The sequence below is a fragment of the Phytobacter sp. V69 genome, from assembly GCF_965644215.1.
GTDB lineage: Bacteria > Pseudomonadota > Gammaproteobacteria > Enterobacterales > Enterobacteriaceae > Phytobacter.
Window position 1 is genome coordinate 1 of the sequence record NZ_CBFFRL010000090.1, and the last position, 18,542, is coordinate 18,542.

An 18,542-nucleotide genomic window follows, 5' to 3' on the forward strand; every position below is an offset into this window, starting at 1 on the left:
GGAATAGTAAGTCTGTACGGTTCTGAGTTGCTGCATATTGCCATTATAAGTCAATACGGTATGTATGAGACGCTTACACACCGCCAGCGCCAACATCACCACGTATACAGCCGGTCCGGCGATATCGATAAAGCGTTTAATCGCGCTCATTCCGTGCCAGAACACCAGCGCCTGCAGTACCCACATAATGCCGAAGCACACCCAGCCTAAATGTGACAGGCCAAGGAAATGCCCTTCGGTCATTGGGGCCAGAGACGGCCAGAATTTCAGCATTACCAGCATCAGGGCATTGGCTGCCAGATAGGTTTGTATACCGTACCAGGCGAAAGCGATCAGACCACGGATGACGGCAGGGATATTGGCACCGAACACGCCAAATGCCTGGCGACAAATCACCGCATAGGGCACGCCAGCCATTTGGCTTGGTTTGGCAACAAGGTTTGCGCACAGTTGCACAATGCAGATACCCAGCAACAGGCAAAGTAACACCTGCCAGCTGGCAAGGCCGAGGGCGAAGAAGCTGGCGGCAACCACGTATCCACCCATGCTGTGTACGTCGGACATCCAGAAAGAGAAGATGTTGTACCATGTCCAGTTCTGGTCGCGAGTCGGGGCCAAATCGTTGTTGGTGAGTCTCGGGCTGTAGCTGTCTTTGTAATTTGGTTCAAGGTTTGGCATGGAATCTGCTCCTCTGAATACAGATTGTGACGTTATGTCTGCCATCATGTATTGCATGAACCAGGCCAGGTTTTAATTTTATGTATACAAAATATCTTAGTGGTGTATACAAAGAGATAAGAGATACGTAACAAAGGAATTTCCCAATGAAGCAGCCAACGGGGCTACAGACCCCAGCAGATCTGGAAGATAAAGAAAATTTCATCTGGCAGTCGCTGATGACCGCCATCGTCGAACATCAGTTACCGCCAGGCAGCAAATTACCTGAAGAAGCGCTGGCGGAGGTTTTTGGCGTCAGTCGTACTGGGATCCGCAAAGTGCTTACGCGCCTTGCAACGGTGCAAATGGTCACCATCGCGCCCAGACGTGGTGCATTCGTTGCCAAACCGGATATCGACGAATCGAAATCGATCTTCGCCACCCGCAAAATGATCGAGTGCGCCAACCTGCCGCAGGTGCTTGAGCATTTGCAGCCGCCGCACATTGTTGGGCTTGAGAAAATCATCGCCCAGGAAGAAGAGGCCCATCAGAACCACGATGGCGCGGCGGCGATCCGTCATTCTGCGGCGTTCCATATCCAGCTACAGGCCATCTCGGGTAATGCGGTAGTGACCGATATCGTCACCACGCTGGCGCAGCGTTCGTCACTGGTGATTGCCGCCTGGGGCGCGCCCTGGCAGCGCGGATGCCGCTGTGACGACCACGACAGACTCATCGAACTGCTGCGTAAAAAGGACAGCGCTGCGCTGAGTCACTCCATGGCGCATCACTTCGACCATATTGTCTCGAGCCTCAGCTTTGAGCGCGGCGGCGACATCCTTCCCGACTTTGCCCGCCTGTTTGGCGCAGCAGGAGAACACTGATGACGCAATGCTGTATACAGGTGATCAATCCCAATACCAGCCCGGAGATGACCCATACCATCGCCAGTGCCGCCTGCCAGGTTGTCGCGCCGGGTACCACTATCATCGCCAGCTGTCCGACCCAGGGCGTTGAGTCGATTGAAGGGCATTTTGATGAGGCGATTGCCGCCATTGGCGTGCTGGAGCAAATAAAGAAAGGGATGGCGCAGGGCGCACAGGGCCATGTGATTGCCTGCTTTGGCGATCCGGGCCTGCTGGCCGCCCGCGAGCTGGCAACCGGGCCGGTGGTGGGTATCGCCGAAGCGGCGATGCATGTCGCTACTATGGTCGCGACACGCTTTTCCATCGTCACCACCTTGCCGCGCACGGTGATTATCGCCCGCCATTTATTGCAGCAATATGGCTTCGAACATCACTGCACCGCGCTGCATGCGATCGATTTACCGGTGCTGGCGTTAGAAGATGGCACGGGTCTTGCTCAACAGAAAGTACGCGAGCGTTGTATACAAGTCAAACGGGAAGATAATAGCGGCGCTATTGTTCTCGGCTGTGGCGGGATGGCGAACCTTGCCAGCGAGCTGACGCAGGAGCTGGGTATTCCGGTGATTGATGGCGTTACGGCAGCGGTGAAAATGGTGGAATCCCTCCTGGCACTGGGGCTTGGTACCAGCAAGTACGGCGATCTGGCGTATCCCAATAAAAAGCCGCTTTCAGGATGCTTTGAAATGCTGAGCTGAAAGCGGCCCCAAAATGAGGTCGAATCAGCATGCATTCAGATACGGACAAGCCTGTCTGGCACTTTACCGATAACTACCCGCGCGATCTGGCGGGGTACGCCGGGAAACCTCCCCATGCGCAGTGGCCCGGTGGGGCGCGCATTGCCGTGCAGTTTGTCCTGAATTTCGAAGAAGGCGGTGAAAACCACATCCTGCATGGCGACGCCGGTTCCGAGCAGTTCCTGTCCGATATTATCGGCGCGGCAAGTTACCCTGACAGACACATGTCGATGGACTCGCTGTATGAATACGGTTCCCGCGCGGGCTTCTGGCGCATTCATCATGAATTTCAAAAGCGCGGTCTGCCGCTAACGGTGTTTGGCATTGCGATGGCGCTGGCGCGTAACCCGGAGATCGTCGCGGCGATCAAGGCGGCCGATTACGACGTGGTGAGCCACGGCTGGCGGTGGATCCACTATCAAAATATGGATATCCAGACCGAGCGCCAGCATATGCAGCAGGCGATGGAGGTCCTGACCTCGCTGCTGGGTAAAGCCCCGCTGGGCTGGTATACCGGGCGCGACAGCCCGAACACCCGTAAGCTGGTGGTCGAGCAGGGCAGCTTTTTGTATGACAGCGATTACTATGGCGACGACCTGCCGTTCTGGACGACGGTCGACCAGAAACCTCATCTGATTGTGCCTTATACCCTGGACGCGAACGACATGCGCTTTGCCACCGCGCAGGGCTTTAACACCGCCGAGCAGTTCTATACCTATCTGAAAGACAGCTTCGATGTGCTGTATGAAGAGGGGGAGACGTCGCCGAAGATGATGTCGATTGGCATGCACTGCCGGCTGCTGGGCCGCCCCGGTCGTTTCCGCGCCTTGCAGCGTTTTCTGGATTATGTGCAGAGCCACGAGGATGTGTGGGTGTGCCGCCGTCAGGATATCGCCGAGCACTGGGTGAAGGTGCACCCTTATACTTCTGAGTGAGTTTTCACCCTCACCCCGGCCCTCTCCCTAAAAGGGAGAGGGAGCTAACCATCCCTTCACCCCATCAAACTGACATGCGCTGCCACAATCCGCCAGCCATAGGGGAACTTCACCCAGGTCTGCATCTGGCGGCCCACGCGTTCACTGTTCTCACGCGTAAACTCCGTACTCGCCACTGCCATATCATCGCCGTAGGCTGTGATCGTGGTATTGTGCAGCAGCCTGTCCAGCCCGGCAGATGGACGTGAATTGCGAAACTCACGAATCGCCTCAATGCCGTACAGATTCTCCGTAGCACCGTAACGCACCGTGCGCGGGTCCGCCCAGAAAAGCTCATCCAGCACTTCCACATCATTACTGACCAGCGCCTGCTCGTAGCGGTAGAACGCGGCGGTAACCTCATTCAATACGGCGGGACGGTCGATATTTTCTCTGTTCATCATGCTTCCTGTGGGTAAAGAATGCCTGCTTGTTCCAGTCGCCATGCCGCCTGAAGGCAGCGCGTCTCCTGCCAGGGGGCGGCAATAATTTGTACGCCAATCGGTAATCCCGAGGCGGTTTTAACGGGCACGGTCACCACCGGCAGACCGAGAAACGAAATCGGCTGCGTCAGCATCCCCATGCTGGCTTTGACCGGTAAATCGGTCTGGTTAATGCGCATCGTGTTCTCGCCAATCGGCGTTGCGCTGCACGGCGTGGCAGGGGCCAGCAGCAAATCCACCCCGTTAAACAGCGGCAGCGTTTTATCGCGAAACCAGGCGCGGAAACGCTGTGCCTGGGTATACCAGGCCGACGGGGTCATCGCGCCTGCCAACAAACGCTCGCGAGAGTTAAGCTCAAACTTATCGGCATCGGTCCGCAGCGCAGGCAGATAATGGTTTCCCCCCTCTGCGGCAGAAAGCAAGAACGCGGCTGAACGCGCCAGTTCTGCTTCCGGCAGCACCAGCGTTTGGTTGGCTCCCAGCGCCTGCGCCACGGCGCTGACGGCTGCGCGGGCATCGGCGTTACACCAGGTCGCAAAATAGCCCTCCAGCACGGCGCAGCGTAGTGGTCCGGCACTGAATAATGTTGGCAAGCTGGCGGCAGGCTCACGTGATGATTGCCAGCTGTCTTCCCCGTCATGTCCCTGGAGCGCGTCATAAACGCAGGCCAAATCCTCCACGCTGCGCGCCAGCGGGCCGATGTGGTCCAGACTGGCGACAAACGGGTGGCTGCCGCTGCGTGATAAGCGCCCAAAGGTGGGTTTTAATCCCAGCACGCCGCACAGCGAGGCGGGAACGCGAATGGAGCCGTTGGTGTCGGTGCCCAGCGCGAAATTGACCATTCCGGCCGCAACCGCCGCTGCCGAACCGCCCGAGGATCCGCCCGCCACGCGCGTGATATCGCGCGGATTACGCGTCGCACCGTAGTGGCTGTTTTCGGTGGTGAAGCCATAGGCATAGGCATCCATGTTGAGCGTACCGGCCAGAGTCGCACCGGCTTTCATCAGCTGGCGAATCGCGAAAGCATCTTTCGTTGCCGGTGGCTGGGTACTGAACAGTTTTGCCCCCGCCAGCGTGGTGACGCCCTCCACATCAAACAGGTTTTTCACCGCATAGGGTACACCCGCCAGAGCTGGCAGCGTCTCGCCCACGGCCCGGCGGGCATCGATATGCGCGGCTTCGGTCAGCATCCGTGTTGCCGTCACCCCGGTGAAGGCGTTGATGCCGGGGTTGGCCTGCTCAATTCGCGCCAGCGACTGTTGTGCCAGCTCGCGCGCGCTAAAGGTTTTGTTCCGCAATCCCTGCTGAATGTCCCGAATGGGTATGCTCATAGCCGATATTCTCCAGCGCCTTCCTGGCGGTGCGGCAGGGGAAATGCCATCAGCGGCTGCGCCATGGCTGCAATGCGGACGAGCTGAACCTCCAGCTCGGCCCGGCGTGCGTCGTCCAGCGGTACCGCCAGTAGTTGTTCCATCAGCCGGATATAGGTCGGCCAGTCGAATGGGTTATCGCTCATGATGATTCCTTAAAAACCGGCCGCGCTGCCGTTACTGCGTGGATCAAATGCCCCTTCGAGCATGCCGTTGGGATGGCGCACAATCGCCCCCGCGTGTCCGGTGGCTTCGCTCAGTCCCGGTAACCATTCCACGTCATGGCCCAGCTCGCGCAGCGCCTGGAACGTGGCTTCGCTAAATCTTCCTTCCAGTTTCAGGCTTTCGGACGCCTGCCCCCAGGTGCGACCCAGCAGCCAGCGCGGGGCACACACCGTTTCCTGCAAAGGCATGTTTTGCATCACGTGGCGGGTAAAAATGGCGGCTTGCGTTTGCGGCTGACCGTCGCCGCCCATCGTGCCGTAAACCATGGTGCGGCCATCTTTGAGCCGTGCCGCCGCCGGGTTGAGGGTGTGGAACGGCTGTTTGCCGGGCATCAGCGCCAGCAAATGATCCGGGTCGAGGCTGAACGCCGCACCCCGGTTTTGTAACAGCACGCCGCTTTCCGGCAGCACCACGCCGCTACCAAATTCGTGATAAATGCTCTGGATAAACGACACAGCCAGCCCGTTTTTATCCATCACGCCCATCCAGACGGTGTCGCCCGGTCCTTTCCCCTGGCCCCAGGGGGCGGCCCGGTTTTCGTCGATACTGCTTGCCAGGGCTTGCAGCGGAGCGTCTTCCAACAGGCTTTGTACCGGCAGCGTCACGTGGCGCGGGTCGGTGATGTAACGGTCACGCAGGCCAAAGGCCTTTTTGGTGGCCTCGACGATACGGTGAATGGTCTGGATTTCATTGGCCTGCGGCATATCCAGATGGTCGGTAATGCCAAGGATCGCCAGCGATACCAGTCCTTGCGTCGGCGGCGTCATATTGAAGACCTCGCCCTGGCTGTGGGACAGGCGAAGCGGTACGCGGCGGTGCGCGCGATGGGCCGCCAGATCCTGAGCGGTCAGCGGCAGGCCGAGCGCGTTCATCTCTGCCGCCATCTGGTCAGCGAGCGAGCCGCGATAAAAACTGTCCAGCCCGTCGGTCGCCAGCCGGGTTAATGTGCGCGCCAGGCGCGGCTGGCAGAAACGGCTGCCCGCCTGGGGGACGTCGCCCTGAACGAGAAAGGTCTCGCTAAAGCCCGGCACGTCCACCAGCTCCGGGTATTTACTTTGCGTGGCGCTGGCCTGCGACTGGGTAACCGGGATCCCTTCGCTGGCGTAACGAATAGCATCTGCCAGCAGGCGGGAGAGCGGCAATTGCCCGCTGCCCAGCGATGCCGACACTTTCAGCGCCTCGTCCCAGCCGCTCAGCGTGCCGGGAACCGTCAGCGCCGCCATAGTGCCGCGATGGGGAATATGGCTATGCCCCGCGTAGAAATCCCGTGTTGCCAGCTGCCCGGCGGCACCGCTGGCGTCAATGGCGAGAGGGGCGCCTTCTGGCGTCACAATCAGCCAGAAGCCATCGCCGCCGATGCCATTCATATGGGGATACGCCACCGCAATCGTAGCCGCCGCGGCGACCATCGCCTGTATCGCGTCACCGCCGTGGCGCAACACCGACAATGCCGATTCGCTGGCAAGGTGGTGGGGCGTTACCGCCATACCGGAGGGGGCAATATTACTTTGCATCGTCATGCTCTCTTTGTTCGGGTAAGTCAGAGAGCTAAGCAAGAGCTGTTCCAGATTGACGGCAAGCGTTTCACTGTGTCAGCTTAATGTGAAACGAAAGTTGCAGGAGGGTCTATGCAGCAGTTAGATACGCGCCTACGTGAGTGTTACAACGAATTATCCCCACAAGAACAGCGAGTTGCCTCGTTTATCATGGATCATTTTGACGATCTGATGAGCTACAACAGCGCAGAGCTGGCCCGTCTTAGCGGCGTGTCGAAAGCCACCGTCAGCCGTCTCTTTAAGCGGCTTGGCTATGATCGTTTCAAAGAGATGCGCGACGAGGTGCGCACGCTGCGCCAGAGCGGAATGCCGCTCACGGAAAATCGCGACGCCGTGCAGGGCAATACGCTGCTGGCGCGGCACTATAAGCAGGAGATGGCGAACCTGACCCTGTGGGTGAATACGCTGGATGCGGTGCAGTTTGCCGATGTGGTACAGGCGCTGAGCGCGGCGCGACGCGTCTTTATCCTCGGCCTGCGCAACAGTGCCCCGGTGGCGCTGCACCTGCGTCAACAACTGATGCAAACCCGTGGTCAGGTCTGGTTAATGCCGCAGCCGGGGCAGACGCTGGCGGAAGAGTTGGTGGATATCACCCCGCAGGATGTGGTGGTGGTGGTCGCTTTTCGCCGTCGCCCACGGGTGATCCGCCCCGTACTGGAGGTGCTGCACAAGCAGGGGGTGCCAACCGTTGCCATCAGCGAGCCGCAGGCGGCGGGCATCACCACGCTTGCCCGCTGGCACTTCGGCCTGCCGCTCGATAGCGTGTCGGCATTCGACAGCTACAGCAGCGCCATGAGCCTGGTGAATTTGCTGGCGAACGCGCTACTGCACAGCGCTCTGACGGAAGGACGTCAGCGCATCCACAACATTGCCTCGCTGTATACAGAACTCGACGAGCTGGAGCAGCGATAATGCTCCTAACGGGTGCTTTTGCACCGTTTTGGGGGATCACGATGGTGCAGTCAGATAGCGTGAATCTCGCCCAAAAAAGGAGAAAATCAGTGCAATAGCAGGCTGGTGTCTTCTTTTTCTCTGTGGCACATTAGTTGCAGAAAGTACCATTAAGAATCTTTTGTTTCATGACGATCGCTTTTGTATACCAAAGGATGTGTCCATGTTCGACTCTCAGCACTATGCCCAAATTAACCCGCCACATCGTTTACTGATGGGGCCGGGGCCGATCAATGCCGACCCGCGCGTCTTACGTGCCATGGCGAGCCAGCTGGTCGGGCAGTATGACCCGGTCATGACCGGCTATATGAATGAAGTGATGGCGCTCTACCGCGAGGTTTTCCGCACGCAAAACCGCTGGACCATGCTGGTGGATGGCACCTCGCGTGCCGGGATCGAAGCGATCCTCGTTTCTGCGATCCGCCCCGGCGACAAAGTGCTGGTTCCGGTCTTCGGCCGTTTCGGGCATCTGCTGTGTGAAATTGCCCGCCGTTGCCGTGCAGACGTGCACACTATCGAGGTGCCCTGGGGCGAAGTCTTTACTGCGGATCAGATTGAAGATGCCATCAAACGTGTTAAGCCTCGCGTGTTGCTGACGGTACAGGGCGATACCTCCACCACGTTGCTGCAACCGCTGGAAAACCTGGGCGAAATTTGCCGACGCCACGGCGTGCTGTTCTATACCGATGCCACCGCATCGCTCGGCGGTAACGCGCTGGAAACCGATGCCTGGGGGCTGGATGCGGTCTCCGCCGGTTTGCAGAAATGTCTGGGCGGCCCGTCTGGCAGCTCGCCCATCACCCTGAGCCCACAAATGGAAGAGGCCATTCGCGCACGCAAATGCGTGGAGCAGGGGATCCGTACCGATACGCATCAGGACGGCGATGACGAGATGATCTACTCCAATTATTTCGATCTCGGCATGGTCATGGACTACTGGGGACCGGAGCGCCTGAATCACCATACCGAAGCCACCAGCATGCTGTTCGCCGCCCGTGAGTGCGCGCGCATCATGCTGGAAGAGGGGATGGACGCGCTGATCGCCCGCCACGAATTGCACGGCCGCGCCATGCTGGCGGGGATCCGGGGAATGGGGCTCGACGTGTTTGGCGATATTCGCCACAAGATGAACAACGTGCTGGGGGTGATGATCCCGTCGGTTGTGCACGGCGAAGAGGTGCGCAAGCGCCTGCTGGACGACTTCCATATTGAAATCGGCACCTCGTTTGGCCCGTTGCAGGGCAAAATCTGGCGTATTGGCACCATGGGGTATAACGCGCGCAAAGATTGTGTGCTGCAAACCCTCACCGCGCTGGAAGCGGTACTGAACCGTCTGGGCTTCCGCACTGTACAGGGCGCGGGCATGCAGGCCGCCTGGGATGTCTACGAAGGGGGGGCATGATGATGACTGCCGATGATGCAAACCGCGCGGCCAGCCGGGTCATGGCCCGCTGCGATACGCTGGCAGAGATCAGTGAAACGCCGGGTCAGCTGACCCGGGTTTATCTCTCTCCTGAACATCTGCGGGCAAACGCGCAGGTGGCGCAGTGGATGCAGGATGCGGGAATGCTCACCTGGCAGGATGCGGTCGGCAATATTTGTGGACGTTACGACGCAGCAAGCGACGGCGCGCAGGCGGTGTTGCTGGGGTCTCACCTGGATACCGTCCGCGATGCCGGTCGCTATGATGGCATGCTCGGCGTGCTGACGGCGATCGAAGTGGTGGACTGGCTGCATCGCCAGGATCTACGCGGCTCGCAGGCCATTGAAATTGTCGGGTTTGCCGATGAAGAGGGCACGCGCTTTAACATCACGCTGCTGGGAAGCCGTGGCCTGACCGGCACCTGGCCGCCGGGCTGGCTGGACTGTGAGGATGCGCAGGGCGTGAGCGTGGCGCAGGCGATGGTCAATGTCGGTCTGGATCCAGTGCGTATCGCCACGGCGGAACGTCCCCGCGAGGATTTCTCGGCGTATCTGGAGCTGCACATTGAGCAGGGGCCGGTACTTGAACAGGAAGATCTGCCGCTTGGCGTGGTTACTGCGATTAACGGTGCTCGCAGGTTGACCTGTCGCTTCACCGGGGAGGCGGGGCATGCGGGCACCGTGCCGATGAGTCATCGCCACGATGCATTGACCGCTGCTGCCCAGTGGATCGGCTTTGTTGAGCAAAAAACGCGGGAATCTGGCCCGGAGCTGGTGGCGACGGTGGGTACGTTACAGTGCGAGCCGGGGGCGGTGAATGTGATTCCGGGGGCGGTGACGCTGACGCTGGATATTCGCAGCCCGAACGATGACCTGCGCGAGACGCTGTTAAACGCGTTGCTGGAAGAAGCTGTGCGCATCGGCCAGGCGCGCGGTGTCGCTTTTAGCCACGATATTTTTTACTCCATTGCTGCAACGCCTTGTGACACGCGGCTGCGCAATGTGCTGGCTGGTGCGGTTGAGGCGGTGCAGGGGCGTACGCTGTTGCTGCCAAGCGGCGCCGGGCATGACGCCATTGCAATTGCGGAACGCTGGCCATCGGCGATGTTATTTGTGCGCTGTGACAGAGGGATCAGCCATCATCCGGCAGAGAGCGTACAGCAGCAGGATGTGGCCCAGGCGTTGCGGGCCTACAGCGAAGCGGTGCGTAAGCTGATTTAGTGCGGTGCTTTAGCCCGGTAAGCGCAGCGCCATCGGGGACAATTCCTGGATGCGGCGCAATGCTTTATCCGGGCGTCTAATCTGTAGCCCCGGTAAGCGCAGCGCCACCGGGGATAATTCCTGGATGTGGCGCAAGCGCTTTATCCGGACTACGAAACGACAGCGAGGCGGTGGGAACGGTTAGGGTGAGGGAAAAACCTCACTCAAGCGTAAACGGGTCGGCGTCTTGCCAGGCGGGAAACTTCTCGCGGTATTCTTTCAATGCGGTCATCGACAATTCGGCATCAATGCGGATTGCCTGGTGCGGCTCGGCGGTGGCGATAACCTCGCCCTGCGGGTTAATCACCCGGCTGTCGCCACGGTAATGATGCCCGTTGCCATCGGTCCCTACGCGGTTGCAGCCCGCCACATACGCCAGGTTTTCAATCGCGCGCGCTACCAGCAGCGACTGCCAGTGTAGTGAACGCGGTGCTGGCCAGTTGGCGACATACAGCGCCAGATCGTAATCATCGCGATTGCGCGACCACACCGGGAAGCGCAGGTCGTAGCACACCAGCGGCAAAATACGCCAGCCGCGCCACTCAAACACCACGCGCTCGTTACCGGCTTCGTAATGGTGATGCTCATCGGCCATACGGAACAGATGGCGCTTATCATAGAAATGCACCGTGCCTTCCGGCTCGACCAGCAGGAAACGGTTAGCCGGGCCACGCTCCGTTTGCAGCGCAGCACTGCCCGCAACCAGCGCGTTCGTCTGTTGGGCTTTGGTTTGCATCCACGCCACGACTTCTTCTTGCGGCATCGACTGTTTCGCCGCTTCCATCGCAAAACCGGTGGTAAACATTTCCGGCAGGACAATCACATCACGCCCGGTGATATCTTCAAGCTGGCGGTCGAAATGGCGCAAGTTAGCCGGACCGTCCATCCAGACTAAAGGTTGTTGTAACAGCGTAATTTTTAAACCAGGCACGATTTAAGCTCCCCTAAAACAGCGTTTTTACACTGTAGCACGAGAAAAAGGGAATTTGTGGTAATAAAAAACCCCGCACGAAGCGGGGCAAGGGTCCTCGAGGTGTGCGTTATGCAGCCTGGGGCTTACGCACTTTTTCCTGCGGCTTTACCGGCTGTGTCGCCAGCTCTTCCGGTTCGAAATCATCAACATTGATACTGCGCAGACGGCTCACTTCGGCTTTTATCAGAATATCGGCTTCGTCCTGATTGATAAGCCCGCCAGCCAGCGCCTCTTTTGCCAGCGCGTCCAGACGCGTGAACGGCAGATTTTTACCCAGCTCTTTACAAATGTGCTGATGAATCGGGTCGGCGGCGATCACATCAATCAGCGCTTCTTCCAGCAGACCGACCGGGTTATGTTCGCTCGGCGTCAGGTACTGACCGCGACCAATACGCGAGCGGGTTGCGCACGGCGTTTGCAGAATTTTAGCCACCTGGTGATCCAGTTTATCGGACGGTGCCAGGTAGTGGCGGCCGGTCGGGAAAATCACCACCCGCAGCAGTCCCGCGACCACGCGGTTCGGGAAGTTGGCCAGCAGGTCGTCCATCGCCTGTTCAGCCTGGTATAGGGCATCCTGCACACCCCAGTGCACCAGCGGCAGATCCATCTCGTGACGGCCTTCATCGTCATAGCGTTTCAACGTGGCAGAGGCGAGGAACACCTGGCTTAAGATGTCCCCGAGACGCGCCGAAATACGCTCACGACGTTTCAGGCTGCCGCCCAGTACCGCCATCGACACATCCGACAGCAGCGCGAGGTTGGCACTTAATCGGTTGATATGCTGATAGTAACGTTTGGTGGCGTCGCTGGTGGGCGCGGAGCTGGTCAGCCCACGCGTCAGCCCCAGCCAGAAGCTACGCATCTTGTTACTGCCCACATGCCCGATATGTTTGAACAGCAGTTTATCGAACGCATCCACGTCGTTGTTTTGCGCGGCGGCCATTTCATCCAGCACGTACGGATGGCAGCGAATCGCGCCCTGACCGAAGATCATCATGCTGCGGGTCAGAATGTTTGCCCCTTCCACGGTGATGGCAATCGGTGCGCCCTGATAGGCACGGGCCAGGAAGTTGCCTTCGCCGAGCATGATGCCTTTACCGCCCGCGATATCCATTGCATCAATGACTGACTGCTGGCCACGGTGAGTACAGTGATATTTCACGATAGCGGAGAGCACTGCCGGTTTCTCGCCGAGCACAATGCCGTAAGTAATCAGCGCGGCTGTGGCATCCATCACATAGGCGTTGCCTGCGATGCGTGCCAGCGGCTCTTCGATCCCTTCCATCTTACCGATGGCCACTTTGAACTGGCGACGGATATGGGCGTATGCGCCGATACCCATTGCCACCGATTTCAGGCCACCCGTGGAGTTGGACGGCAGAGTAATGCCGCGCCCTACGGACAGACATTCCACCAGCATACGCCAACCCTGTCCGGCCATTTTCGGGCCACCGATGATGTAATCAATCGGCACGAAAATATCCTGGCCGCGCGTCGGACCGTTCTGGAACGGCACGTTCAGCGGGAAGTGGCGACGTCCAATTTCCACGCCCGGCGTGCTGGTAGGGATCAGCGCACAGGTGATACCGAGATCTTCTTCGCCGCCCAGCAGTTTTTCCGGGTCGGAGAGTTTGAATGCCAGCCCCAGCACGGTAGCGATAGGTGCCAGCGTGATGTAGCGTTTGTTCCAGCTCAGGCGCATACCGAGCACCTGCTCACCCTGCCAGTCGCCCATGCAGACAACGCCGGTATCCGGAATCGCCCCCGCATCGGAACCCGCTTCCGGGCTGGTCAGCGCAAAGCAGGGGATTTCCTGCCCACGCGCCAGACGCGGCAGGTAGTGATTTTTCTGCTCTTCAGTGCCGTAATGTTGCAGCAGTTCCCCCGGCCCTAAGGAGTTAGGTACGCCGACGGTGATAGCCAGAATACCGGAAACACCGGAGAGTTTTTGCAGGACGCGGGACTGGGCGTAAGCGGAGAACTCCAGGCCGCCGTACTCTTTCTTAATGATCATCGCGAAGAAACGATGCTCTTTCAGGTAGGCCCACAGCTCTGGCGGTAAATCGGCCATTTCGTGGGTGATGGCAAAGTCGTTTGCCATACGGCAGGCTTCTTCAACCGGGCCATCAATAAAGGCCTGTTCTTCGGCGGTGAGACGCGGCTGCGGGTAGTTGTGCAGCTTTTTCCAGTCCGGATTACCGCGGAACAGGTCGCCTTCCCACCAGGTTGTACCGGCGTCGATAGCTTCTTTTTCCGTACGGGACATCGGCGGCATCACTTTACGAAAGCCGCGGAACACCGGGGCGGAGATCAGCGCTTTGCGCATCGGCACAAAGTTGAAAGGTACAAGGATAATGGCCAATGGCACCAGTACCCAAATTGACCACAGACCTGAGGCGCCAAGGGCAGCAGTCCATGCCAGTAAGATTACGCTGCTAAGCAGCAGACTTACCCGGTGATAAAACAGTACGCCGAGCAGCACAACAGTAGCGAGAAGACTCAAAATCATCATAGAAAAAAGCTCCCTTGCTTGTAGGAGGTCTGACCACTTGTGATGATATGGTTGTAGTGGATGTTATTTCTTTTAGCAATGTGTTTACAAAGTAATTACAACCTGGTTCACATTGTTGGGGAGGAATGTGGCACGAAAAACGAAAACGCCCGACGATCAATATGGCTTTAGCTTCTCGCCTGCCATGCTATCCGGTAAACTGCGCTCGAGAATTTACATTCATACTGAAGGATATCCTCATGTACCAGGATCTTATTCGCAACGAACTGAACGAAGCAGCGGAAACGCTGGCTAATTTTTTGAAAGATGATGCCAATATTCACGCGATTCAGCGCGCAGCGGTCCTGCTGGCTGACAGTTTCAAGGCTAGCGGTAAGGTATTGTCCTGCGGTAACGGCGGCTCCCACTGTGACGCGATGCACTTCGCAGAAGAGTTAACGGGCCGCTATCGCGAAAACCGTCCGGGTTACCCGGGGATTGCTATCTCCGATGTTAGCCACCTTTCCTGCGTCAGTAACGACTTTGGTTACGACCATGTTTTCTCTCGTTATGTCGAAGCCGTTGGCCGTACAGGTGACGTACTGTTAGGTATTTCCACTTCCGGTAATTCTGCTAATGTCATCAAAGCGATTGACGCTGCGCGCGCGAAAGGGCTGAAAGTTATCACCCTGACCGGCAAAGACGGCGGTAAAATGGCGGGTACTGCCGATGTTGAAATCCGTGTCCCGCATTTTGGCTACGCCGACCGCATTCAGGAAATCCACATTAAAGTGATTCATATCCTGATTCTGCTGATCGAAAAAGAGATGGAAAAAGCGTAAAAAGGCTATTTTATTTGCCATTTTGAACCTGGGCAGTGCTCAGAATCCTCACGTACTCCGTGTACGTTCTGGTTCTTGTGCGCTGTCCGTGTTCAAACTGGCTGCAACAATTACGCCTTCTCCATATTTGGGCGTTTGGGGGTGTTGTATGTGCGAACTGCTCGGGATGAGCGCCAATGTGCCAACCGATATTTGCTTTAGTTTCACCGGGCTCGTGCAGCGCGGTGGGGGAACCGGGCCGCATAAAGATGGCTGGGGTATTACCTTTTACGAAGGCAAAGGCTGTCGTACGTTTAAAGACCCGCAACCCAGCTTTAACTCACCGATTGCCCGTCTGGTTCAGGATTACCCGATAAAGTCCTGCTCGGTGGTGGCCCATATTCGTCAGGCAAACCGTGGCGAAGTGGCGCTGGAAAACACCCATCCTTTTACCCGTGAACTCTGGGGTCGCAACTGGACCTACGCCCATAACGGGCAGTTAACCGGTTATAAAACGCTGGAGACAGGGAATTTTCGTCCGGTAGGGGAAACGGATAGCGAGAAAGCCTTCTGCTGGCTGTTGCATAAGCTCACCACGCGTTATCCGCGTACGCCGGGCAATATGGAAGCGGTATTTAAATACATCGCAACGCTGGCGACTGAGCTGCGTGAGAAAGGTGTGTTCAATATGCTGCTGTCGGATGGGCGCTACGTGATGGCGTTCTGCTCGACCAACCTGTTCTGCATTACCCGTCGGGCACCGTTCGGCGTGGCGAAGCTGTTGGATCAGGATGTGGAAATTGATTTTCAGCGGGAAACCACACCTAACGATGTGGTTACCGTGATTGCTACCCAGCCGCTAACGGGCAATGAAACCTGGCAAAAGATTATGCCAGGTGAGTGGGCATTATTTTGTCTCGGGGAGCGTATAGTTTGACGCCAGCTGCGGGTGAATAACTTCGTGGCTCAGCGGTTTGCTGACCACGTAGTTTCCGTCAACAACGGAGACCACAGGCGGTTTCTGCGTTTGCTGGAAGAAGTCATAACCCGGTTTTAACTGTTCCCAGAATTTCGCATAGGTCGAATATTTGTGACGCTGCATATTTGCGTCAGTCATCCGGAACGGATAAATGCTCAACTGTACGCTTTGCTGACCAAACACCAGCGCGGCGGTAACAAACTGGAAAATCTCGTCAATCTGCGAATCGGTCATGGCGTAGCAACCAATGGACACGCACGCGCCGTGGATCATCAGGTATTTCCCTTCATAACCGTGGGCACGGTCAAACGCGTTAGGAAAACCAATATTGATGGCTTTATAAAAACGGCTGTCCGGTTTTAGCTGGCTGCGCTGAATAGAATAGAACCCTTCCGGGCTTTTGAAATCGCCCTGACGCTGTTTAGGGCCCAGGCCGCCAGAGTAGTTACAAATTTTGTAGCTATTGAGGAGTTGGTACTGCTCACCCATTTTGACGTAGAGATCAAGGGTACGCTCTTCTTTGAAGATCTGGATGTATACCGGTGACCCCATCAACTGCTGCTTATATTCTTTGCTGATCGACGTTGTTGAACCATTGCTGCTTAATAAGCTGGCGAATGAGACGCACGGCATCAGAAGCATCGCAAGAAAAAATGCGATTTTACGCATACTGCTTGTTTCCTTGATAAAACGGTTACCACATTGCCAGGACGGCAAAAGAATCCCAAAAATTCAGAATAATCTGGATTGGGTGCGCCCACAGTAGCATCACGGTAGTTTTTCGCAAGCCCGGATCGCTGAGTTTACAAATTAGTTTTTTACAGCGATCCCCCTGTTAAATATTGTCAGATGAAAACCCCAGAAATAACAGCACTATTGGGCGTTTTTTTTCACACTAAACTCACATTTTCTTCGTCTCTTCTCATCTTAGGTAAGAATGCTGTATACTTATCCAGTATCGGGTAAGGTGAGCGTATGCGCAAAATCATACATGTTGATATGGACTGCTTTTTCGCGGCGGTGGAGATGCGCGACAATCCGGCTCTGCGGGATATCCCTATTGCCATCGGCGGTAGCAGGGTCCAGCGCGGGGTCATTAGCACGGCTAACTATCCGGCGCGTAAATACGGTGTTCGCAGCGCCATGCCCACGGCAATGGCATTAAAACTCTGCCCGCACCTCACCTTATTACCCGGTCGCTTTGAAGCCTACCGGGAAGCGTCTAACCATATTCGTGAAATCTTTTCCCGTTATACCGCCCTGATTGAGCCACTGTCGCTGGATGAAGCGTATCTGGATGTGACCGACAGCCCCTATTGTCACGGTTCGGCAACGCTAATGGCCGAAGAGATCCGCCAGACCATTTTTCGCGAAACGCAGCTGACCGCATCGGCCGGAGTCGCGCCGGTGAAGTTCCTGGCGAAAATTGCCTCCGATCTGCATAAACCCGACGGGCAATATGTGATTGCGCCAGCGGATGTCCCGGCGTTCTTACGCACGCTACCGCTGGGGAAGATTCCTGGCGTTGGCAAGGTCTCTGCGGCGAAGCTGGAAACGCTGGGGTTGCGTACTTGCGAAGATGTGCAAAACAGCGACCTGGCGATGCTGCTCAAGCGGTTTGGTAAATTTGGCCGCGTGCTGTGGGAGCGCAGTCTGGGCATTGATGAACGGCAGATCAGCAACGACAGGCTGCGCAAGTCGGTCGGCGTGGAACGTACGCTGATTGAAGACATCCATGAATGGGAAGAGTGTGAAGCCATTATCAACCAGCAGCTCTACCCGGAGCTGGAGCGGCGGCTGTTGAAGATAAAACCCGACCTGCTTATTGCCCGACAGGGGGTCAAACTCAAGTTTGCAGATTTCCAGCTCACCACCCAGGAACACGTCTGGCCACGCTTAAATAAAGACGATCTCCTGGCGACGGCGCGAAAAACCTGGAATGAACGGCGCGGTGGGCGTGGCGTGCGTTTAGTGGGATTACATGTGACGCTGCTCGATCCGCAATTAGAACGCCAACTGGTGCTGGGGCTGTAATGATGCTGGAAATAAGACCCTATCAGGACGAAGACTTTCAGTCGCTGTGCGCAATATTCATTGCGGCAATAAAAGAAGTGGCCAGTCAGCATTATTCTCCGCACCAGATTGCCGCATGGGCACAGGTGGATGAGGTTCGCTGGCAGAACAAATTAGCAAATTCTCAGGTGCTGGTGGCTGTTATGAATAACAGGCCCGTCGGTTTTCTTGCCGCCCAGGAGGATTATATTGATCTGTTATTTGTCGCGCCAGAATTTACCCGCCAGGGAATTGCCCGTTCACTGTTAATGGAACTGTTCAAACCCAGGTCGGAAGGCGTGTTCAGCGTTGATGCCAGTATCACCGCCAGGCCGCTGTTTGAGCGCCTGGGCTTTGCTATTATTCGGGAACAGAATGTTGAATCCCGAGGGGTGAAATTTATTAATTACCATATGATCCGGCAATTAGTGCAGTAAAATAGCCTTGCATTACCGGATATGCCTCATTACTATACGCGCACTTTCCATCTATTTTCACTGCAAAGGGGGTTAATCATGACGACATATAATCAAAACTCAATTTGCAGACCTTTCCAGGAATAACTCTTCTTTTTTGCCCTGGTTGTGTCTGCCATATCCTTAATTATTTTTTTATTGGAAATGGTATATGGGCGGCGGATTCAACTCCGAAGTGCAACGCTAAGCCGCCAATCTTAGCTCTGCAAACACCACAGACGGTTGCCTGAAT

The 18,542-nt window shown here is 56.8% G+C and carries 19 protein-coding genes; 10 read left to right on the forward strand and 9 right to left on the reverse strand.

Features of this window, described 5'->3' with window-relative positions:
- A partial coding sequence (locus ACSZPU_RS14000) for a cytosine permease (protein WP_498999758.1) occupies positions 1–678 on the reverse strand: 678 nt, incomplete at its 3' end.
- Positions 679–824: 146 nt separating this feature from the next.
- Between ACSZPU_RS14000 and ACSZPU_RS14005 the strand changes: the two genes are divergently transcribed.
- The 3 genes from ACSZPU_RS14005 to puuE are packed head-to-tail and all read left to right on the forward strand — an operon-like array spanning position 825 to position 3,252.
- Positions 825–1,541, forward strand: a complete 717-nt coding sequence (locus tag ACSZPU_RS14005; RefSeq protein WP_498999761.1) for a GntR family transcriptional regulator — start codon at positions 825–827, stop codon at positions 1,539–1,541.
- A complete protein-coding gene (locus ACSZPU_RS14010) occupies positions 1,541–2,278 on the forward strand; it encodes an aspartate/glutamate racemase family protein (protein WP_498999764.1) in 738 nt (245 codons plus the stop codon). Before ACSZPU_RS14005 ends, ACSZPU_RS14010 begins: the two co-directional genes overlap by 1 nt.
- A 29-nt stretch (positions 2,279–2,307) precedes the next feature.
- The gene (gene puuE / locus ACSZPU_RS14015; RefSeq protein ID WP_498999766.1) at positions 2,308–3,252 is read left to right on the forward strand and encodes an allantoinase PuuE; all 945 of its coding nucleotides are present in this window, start codon (positions 2,308–2,310) and stop codon (positions 3,250–3,252) included.
- 56 nt (positions 3,253–3,308) lie between these two features.
- On the opposite strand, the gene hpxZ is transcribed toward puuE, so the two are convergent.
- Genes hpxZ through ggt form a run of 4 tightly spaced genes read right to left on the reverse strand, consistent with a single transcriptional unit; the run spans position 3,309 to position 6,843 of the window.
- Positions 3,309–3,695, reverse strand: coding sequence for an oxalurate catabolism protein HpxZ (gene hpxZ, locus ACSZPU_RS14020; protein WP_498999769.1), 387 nt, complete (start codon positions 3,693–3,695; stop codon positions 3,309–3,311).
- Entirely contained in the window at positions 3,692–5,065 is a 1,374-nt protein-coding gene (locus ACSZPU_RS14025) for an AtzE family amidohydrolase (protein WP_498999772.1), read from the reverse strand. The genes hpxZ and ACSZPU_RS14025 overlap by 4 nt, the downstream gene beginning before the upstream one ends.
- The gene (gene hpxX, locus ACSZPU_RS14030) at positions 5,062–5,250 is read right to left on the reverse strand and encodes an oxalurate catabolism protein HpxX (protein WP_498999774.1); all 189 of its coding nucleotides are present in this window, start codon (positions 5,248–5,250) and stop codon (positions 5,062–5,064) included. Before hpxX ends, ACSZPU_RS14025 begins: the two co-directional genes overlap by 4 nt.
- A gap of 9 nt (positions 5,251–5,259) precedes the next feature.
- On the reverse strand, positions 5,260–6,843 hold the full coding sequence (gene ggt / locus ACSZPU_RS14035; protein WP_498999800.1) for a gamma-glutamyltransferase: 1,584 nt from the start codon (positions 6,841–6,843) through the stop codon (positions 5,260–5,262).
- A 114-nt stretch (positions 6,844–6,957) separates the two neighbouring features.
- On the opposite strand from ggt, the gene ACSZPU_RS14040 reads away from it, so the two are divergent.
- From ACSZPU_RS14040 to hpxK, 3 genes are all read left to right on the forward strand, one after another.
- The gene (locus ACSZPU_RS14040; protein ID WP_498999777.1) at positions 6,958–7,797 is read left to right on the forward strand and encodes a MurR/RpiR family transcriptional regulator; all 840 of its coding nucleotides are present in this window, start codon (positions 6,958–6,960) and stop codon (positions 7,795–7,797) included.
- A 202-nt stretch (positions 7,798–7,999) separates the two neighbouring features.
- The gene (locus ACSZPU_RS14045) at positions 8,000–9,238 is read left to right on the forward strand and encodes a pyridoxal-phosphate-dependent aminotransferase family protein (RefSeq protein WP_498999779.1); all 1,239 of its coding nucleotides are present in this window, start codon (positions 8,000–8,002) and stop codon (positions 9,236–9,238) included.
- Entirely contained in the window at positions 9,235–10,479 is a 1,245-nt protein-coding gene (hpxK, locus tag ACSZPU_RS14050; RefSeq protein WP_498999781.1) for an allantoate amidohydrolase, read from the forward strand. The genes ACSZPU_RS14045 and hpxK overlap by 4 nt, the downstream gene beginning before the upstream one ends.
- A gap of 9 nt (positions 10,480–10,488) precedes the next feature.
- On the opposite strand, the gene ACSZPU_RS14055 is transcribed toward hpxK, so the two are convergent.
- The 3 genes from ACSZPU_RS14055 to fadE all read right to left on the reverse strand — a co-directional run bounded on the left by ACSZPU_RS14055 (position 10,489) and on the right by fadE (position 14,003).
- The gene (locus ACSZPU_RS14055) at positions 10,489–10,614 is read right to left on the reverse strand and encodes a hypothetical protein (RefSeq protein ID WP_498999784.1); all 126 of its coding nucleotides are present in this window, start codon (positions 10,612–10,614) and stop codon (positions 10,489–10,491) included.
- A 64-nt stretch (positions 10,615–10,678) separates the two neighbouring features.
- Positions 10,679–11,449 carry an amidohydrolase gene (locus tag ACSZPU_RS14060; protein WP_498999787.1) on the reverse strand — a complete coding sequence of 257 codons (771 nt, stop codon included), beginning with the start codon at positions 11,447–11,449 and terminating at the stop codon, positions 10,679–10,681.
- Between the two features lie 109 nt (positions 11,450–11,558).
- The gene (fadE, locus tag ACSZPU_RS14065; protein ID WP_498999789.1) at positions 11,559–14,003 is read right to left on the reverse strand and encodes an acyl-CoA dehydrogenase FadE; all 2,445 of its coding nucleotides are present in this window, start codon (positions 14,001–14,003) and stop codon (positions 11,559–11,561) included.
- Between the two features lie 239 nt (positions 14,004–14,242).
- Here fadE and lpcA point away from each other — a divergent pair, with 239 nt between their 5' ends.
- On the forward strand, positions 14,243–14,824 hold the full coding sequence (gene lpcA / locus ACSZPU_RS14070; protein ID WP_498999791.1) for a D-sedoheptulose 7-phosphate isomerase: 582 nt from the start codon (positions 14,243–14,245) through the stop codon (positions 14,822–14,824).
- 148 nt (positions 14,825–14,972) lie between these two features.
- Entirely contained in the window at positions 14,973–15,740 is a 768-nt protein-coding gene (locus tag ACSZPU_RS14075; protein WP_498999792.1) for a class II glutamine amidotransferase, read from the forward strand.
- Here ACSZPU_RS14075 and dpaA read toward each other — a convergent pair.
- Entirely contained in the window at positions 15,711–16,451 is a 741-nt protein-coding gene (gene dpaA, locus ACSZPU_RS14080; protein ID WP_498999795.1) for a peptidoglycan meso-diaminopimelic acid protein amidase, read from the reverse strand. The two genes, ACSZPU_RS14075 and dpaA, sit on opposite strands and share 30 nt — an antisense overlap.
- Before the next feature lie 306 nt (positions 16,452–16,757).
- Here dpaA and dinB point away from each other — a divergent pair, with 306 nt between their 5' ends.
- Both dinB and ACSZPU_RS14090 read left to right on the forward strand, forming a co-directional pair.
- Positions 16,758–17,816: a DNA polymerase IV gene (dinB, locus tag ACSZPU_RS14085; RefSeq protein WP_498999797.1), complete on the forward strand. Its 1,059-nt coding sequence runs from the start codon at positions 16,758–16,760 to the stop codon at positions 17,814–17,816.
- Positions 17,817–17,818: 2 nt separating this feature from the next.
- Positions 17,819–18,271 carry a GNAT family N-acetyltransferase gene (locus ACSZPU_RS14090; protein ID WP_498999803.1) on the forward strand — a complete coding sequence of 151 codons (453 nt, stop codon included), beginning with the start codon at positions 17,819–17,821 and terminating at the stop codon, positions 18,269–18,271.
- The last annotated feature ends 271 nt before the right edge of the window (positions 18,272–18,542 follow it).

Coding starts and splice junctions, on each gene's coding strand:
- hpxX (WP_498999774.1), bottom strand. CDS start 5,250: ATGAGCGATAACCCATTCGACTGGCCGACCTATATCCGGCTGATGGAA.
- puuE (WP_498999766.1), top strand. CDS start 2,308: ATGCATTCAGATACGGACAAGCCTGTCTGGCACTTTACCGATAACTAC.
- ACSZPU_RS14090 (WP_498999803.1), top strand. CDS start 17,819: ATGCTGGAAATAAGACCCTATCAGGACGAAGACTTTCAGTCGCTGTGC.
- dinB (WP_498999797.1), top strand. CDS start 16,758: ATGCGCAAAATCATACATGTTGATATGGACTGCTTTTTCGCGGCGGTG.
- ggt (WP_498999800.1), bottom strand. CDS start 6,843: ATGCAAAGTAATATTGCCCCCTCCGGTATGGCGGTAACGCCCCACCAC.
- ACSZPU_RS14010 (WP_498999764.1), top strand. CDS start 1,541: ATGACGCAATGCTGTATACAGGTGATCAATCCCAATACCAGCCCGGAG.
- ACSZPU_RS14045 (WP_498999779.1), top strand. CDS start 8,000: ATGTTCGACTCTCAGCACTATGCCCAAATTAACCCGCCACATCGTTTA.
- hpxK (WP_498999781.1), top strand. CDS start 9,235: ATGATGATGACTGCCGATGATGCAAACCGCGCGGCCAGCCGGGTCATG.
- ACSZPU_RS14075 (WP_498999792.1), top strand. CDS start 14,973: ATGTGCGAACTGCTCGGGATGAGCGCCAATGTGCCAACCGATATTTGC.
- ACSZPU_RS14005 (WP_498999761.1), top strand. CDS start 825: ATGAAGCAGCCAACGGGGCTACAGACCCCAGCAGATCTGGAAGATAAA.
- dpaA (WP_498999795.1), bottom strand. CDS start 16,451: ATGCGTAAAATCGCATTTTTTCTTGCGATGCTTCTGATGCCGTGCGTC.
- fadE (WP_498999789.1), bottom strand. CDS start 14,003: ATGATGATTTTGAGTCTTCTCGCTACTGTTGTGCTGCTCGGCGTACTG.
- lpcA (WP_498999791.1), top strand. CDS start 14,243: ATGTACCAGGATCTTATTCGCAACGAACTGAACGAAGCAGCGGAAACG.
- hpxZ (WP_498999769.1), bottom strand. CDS start 3,695: ATGATGAACAGAGAAAATATCGACCGTCCCGCCGTATTGAATGAGGTT.
- ACSZPU_RS14040 (WP_498999777.1), top strand. CDS start 6,958: ATGCAGCAGTTAGATACGCGCCTACGTGAGTGTTACAACGAATTATCC.
- ACSZPU_RS14025 (WP_498999772.1), bottom strand. CDS start 5,065: ATGAGCATACCCATTCGGGACATTCAGCAGGGATTGCGGAACAAAACC.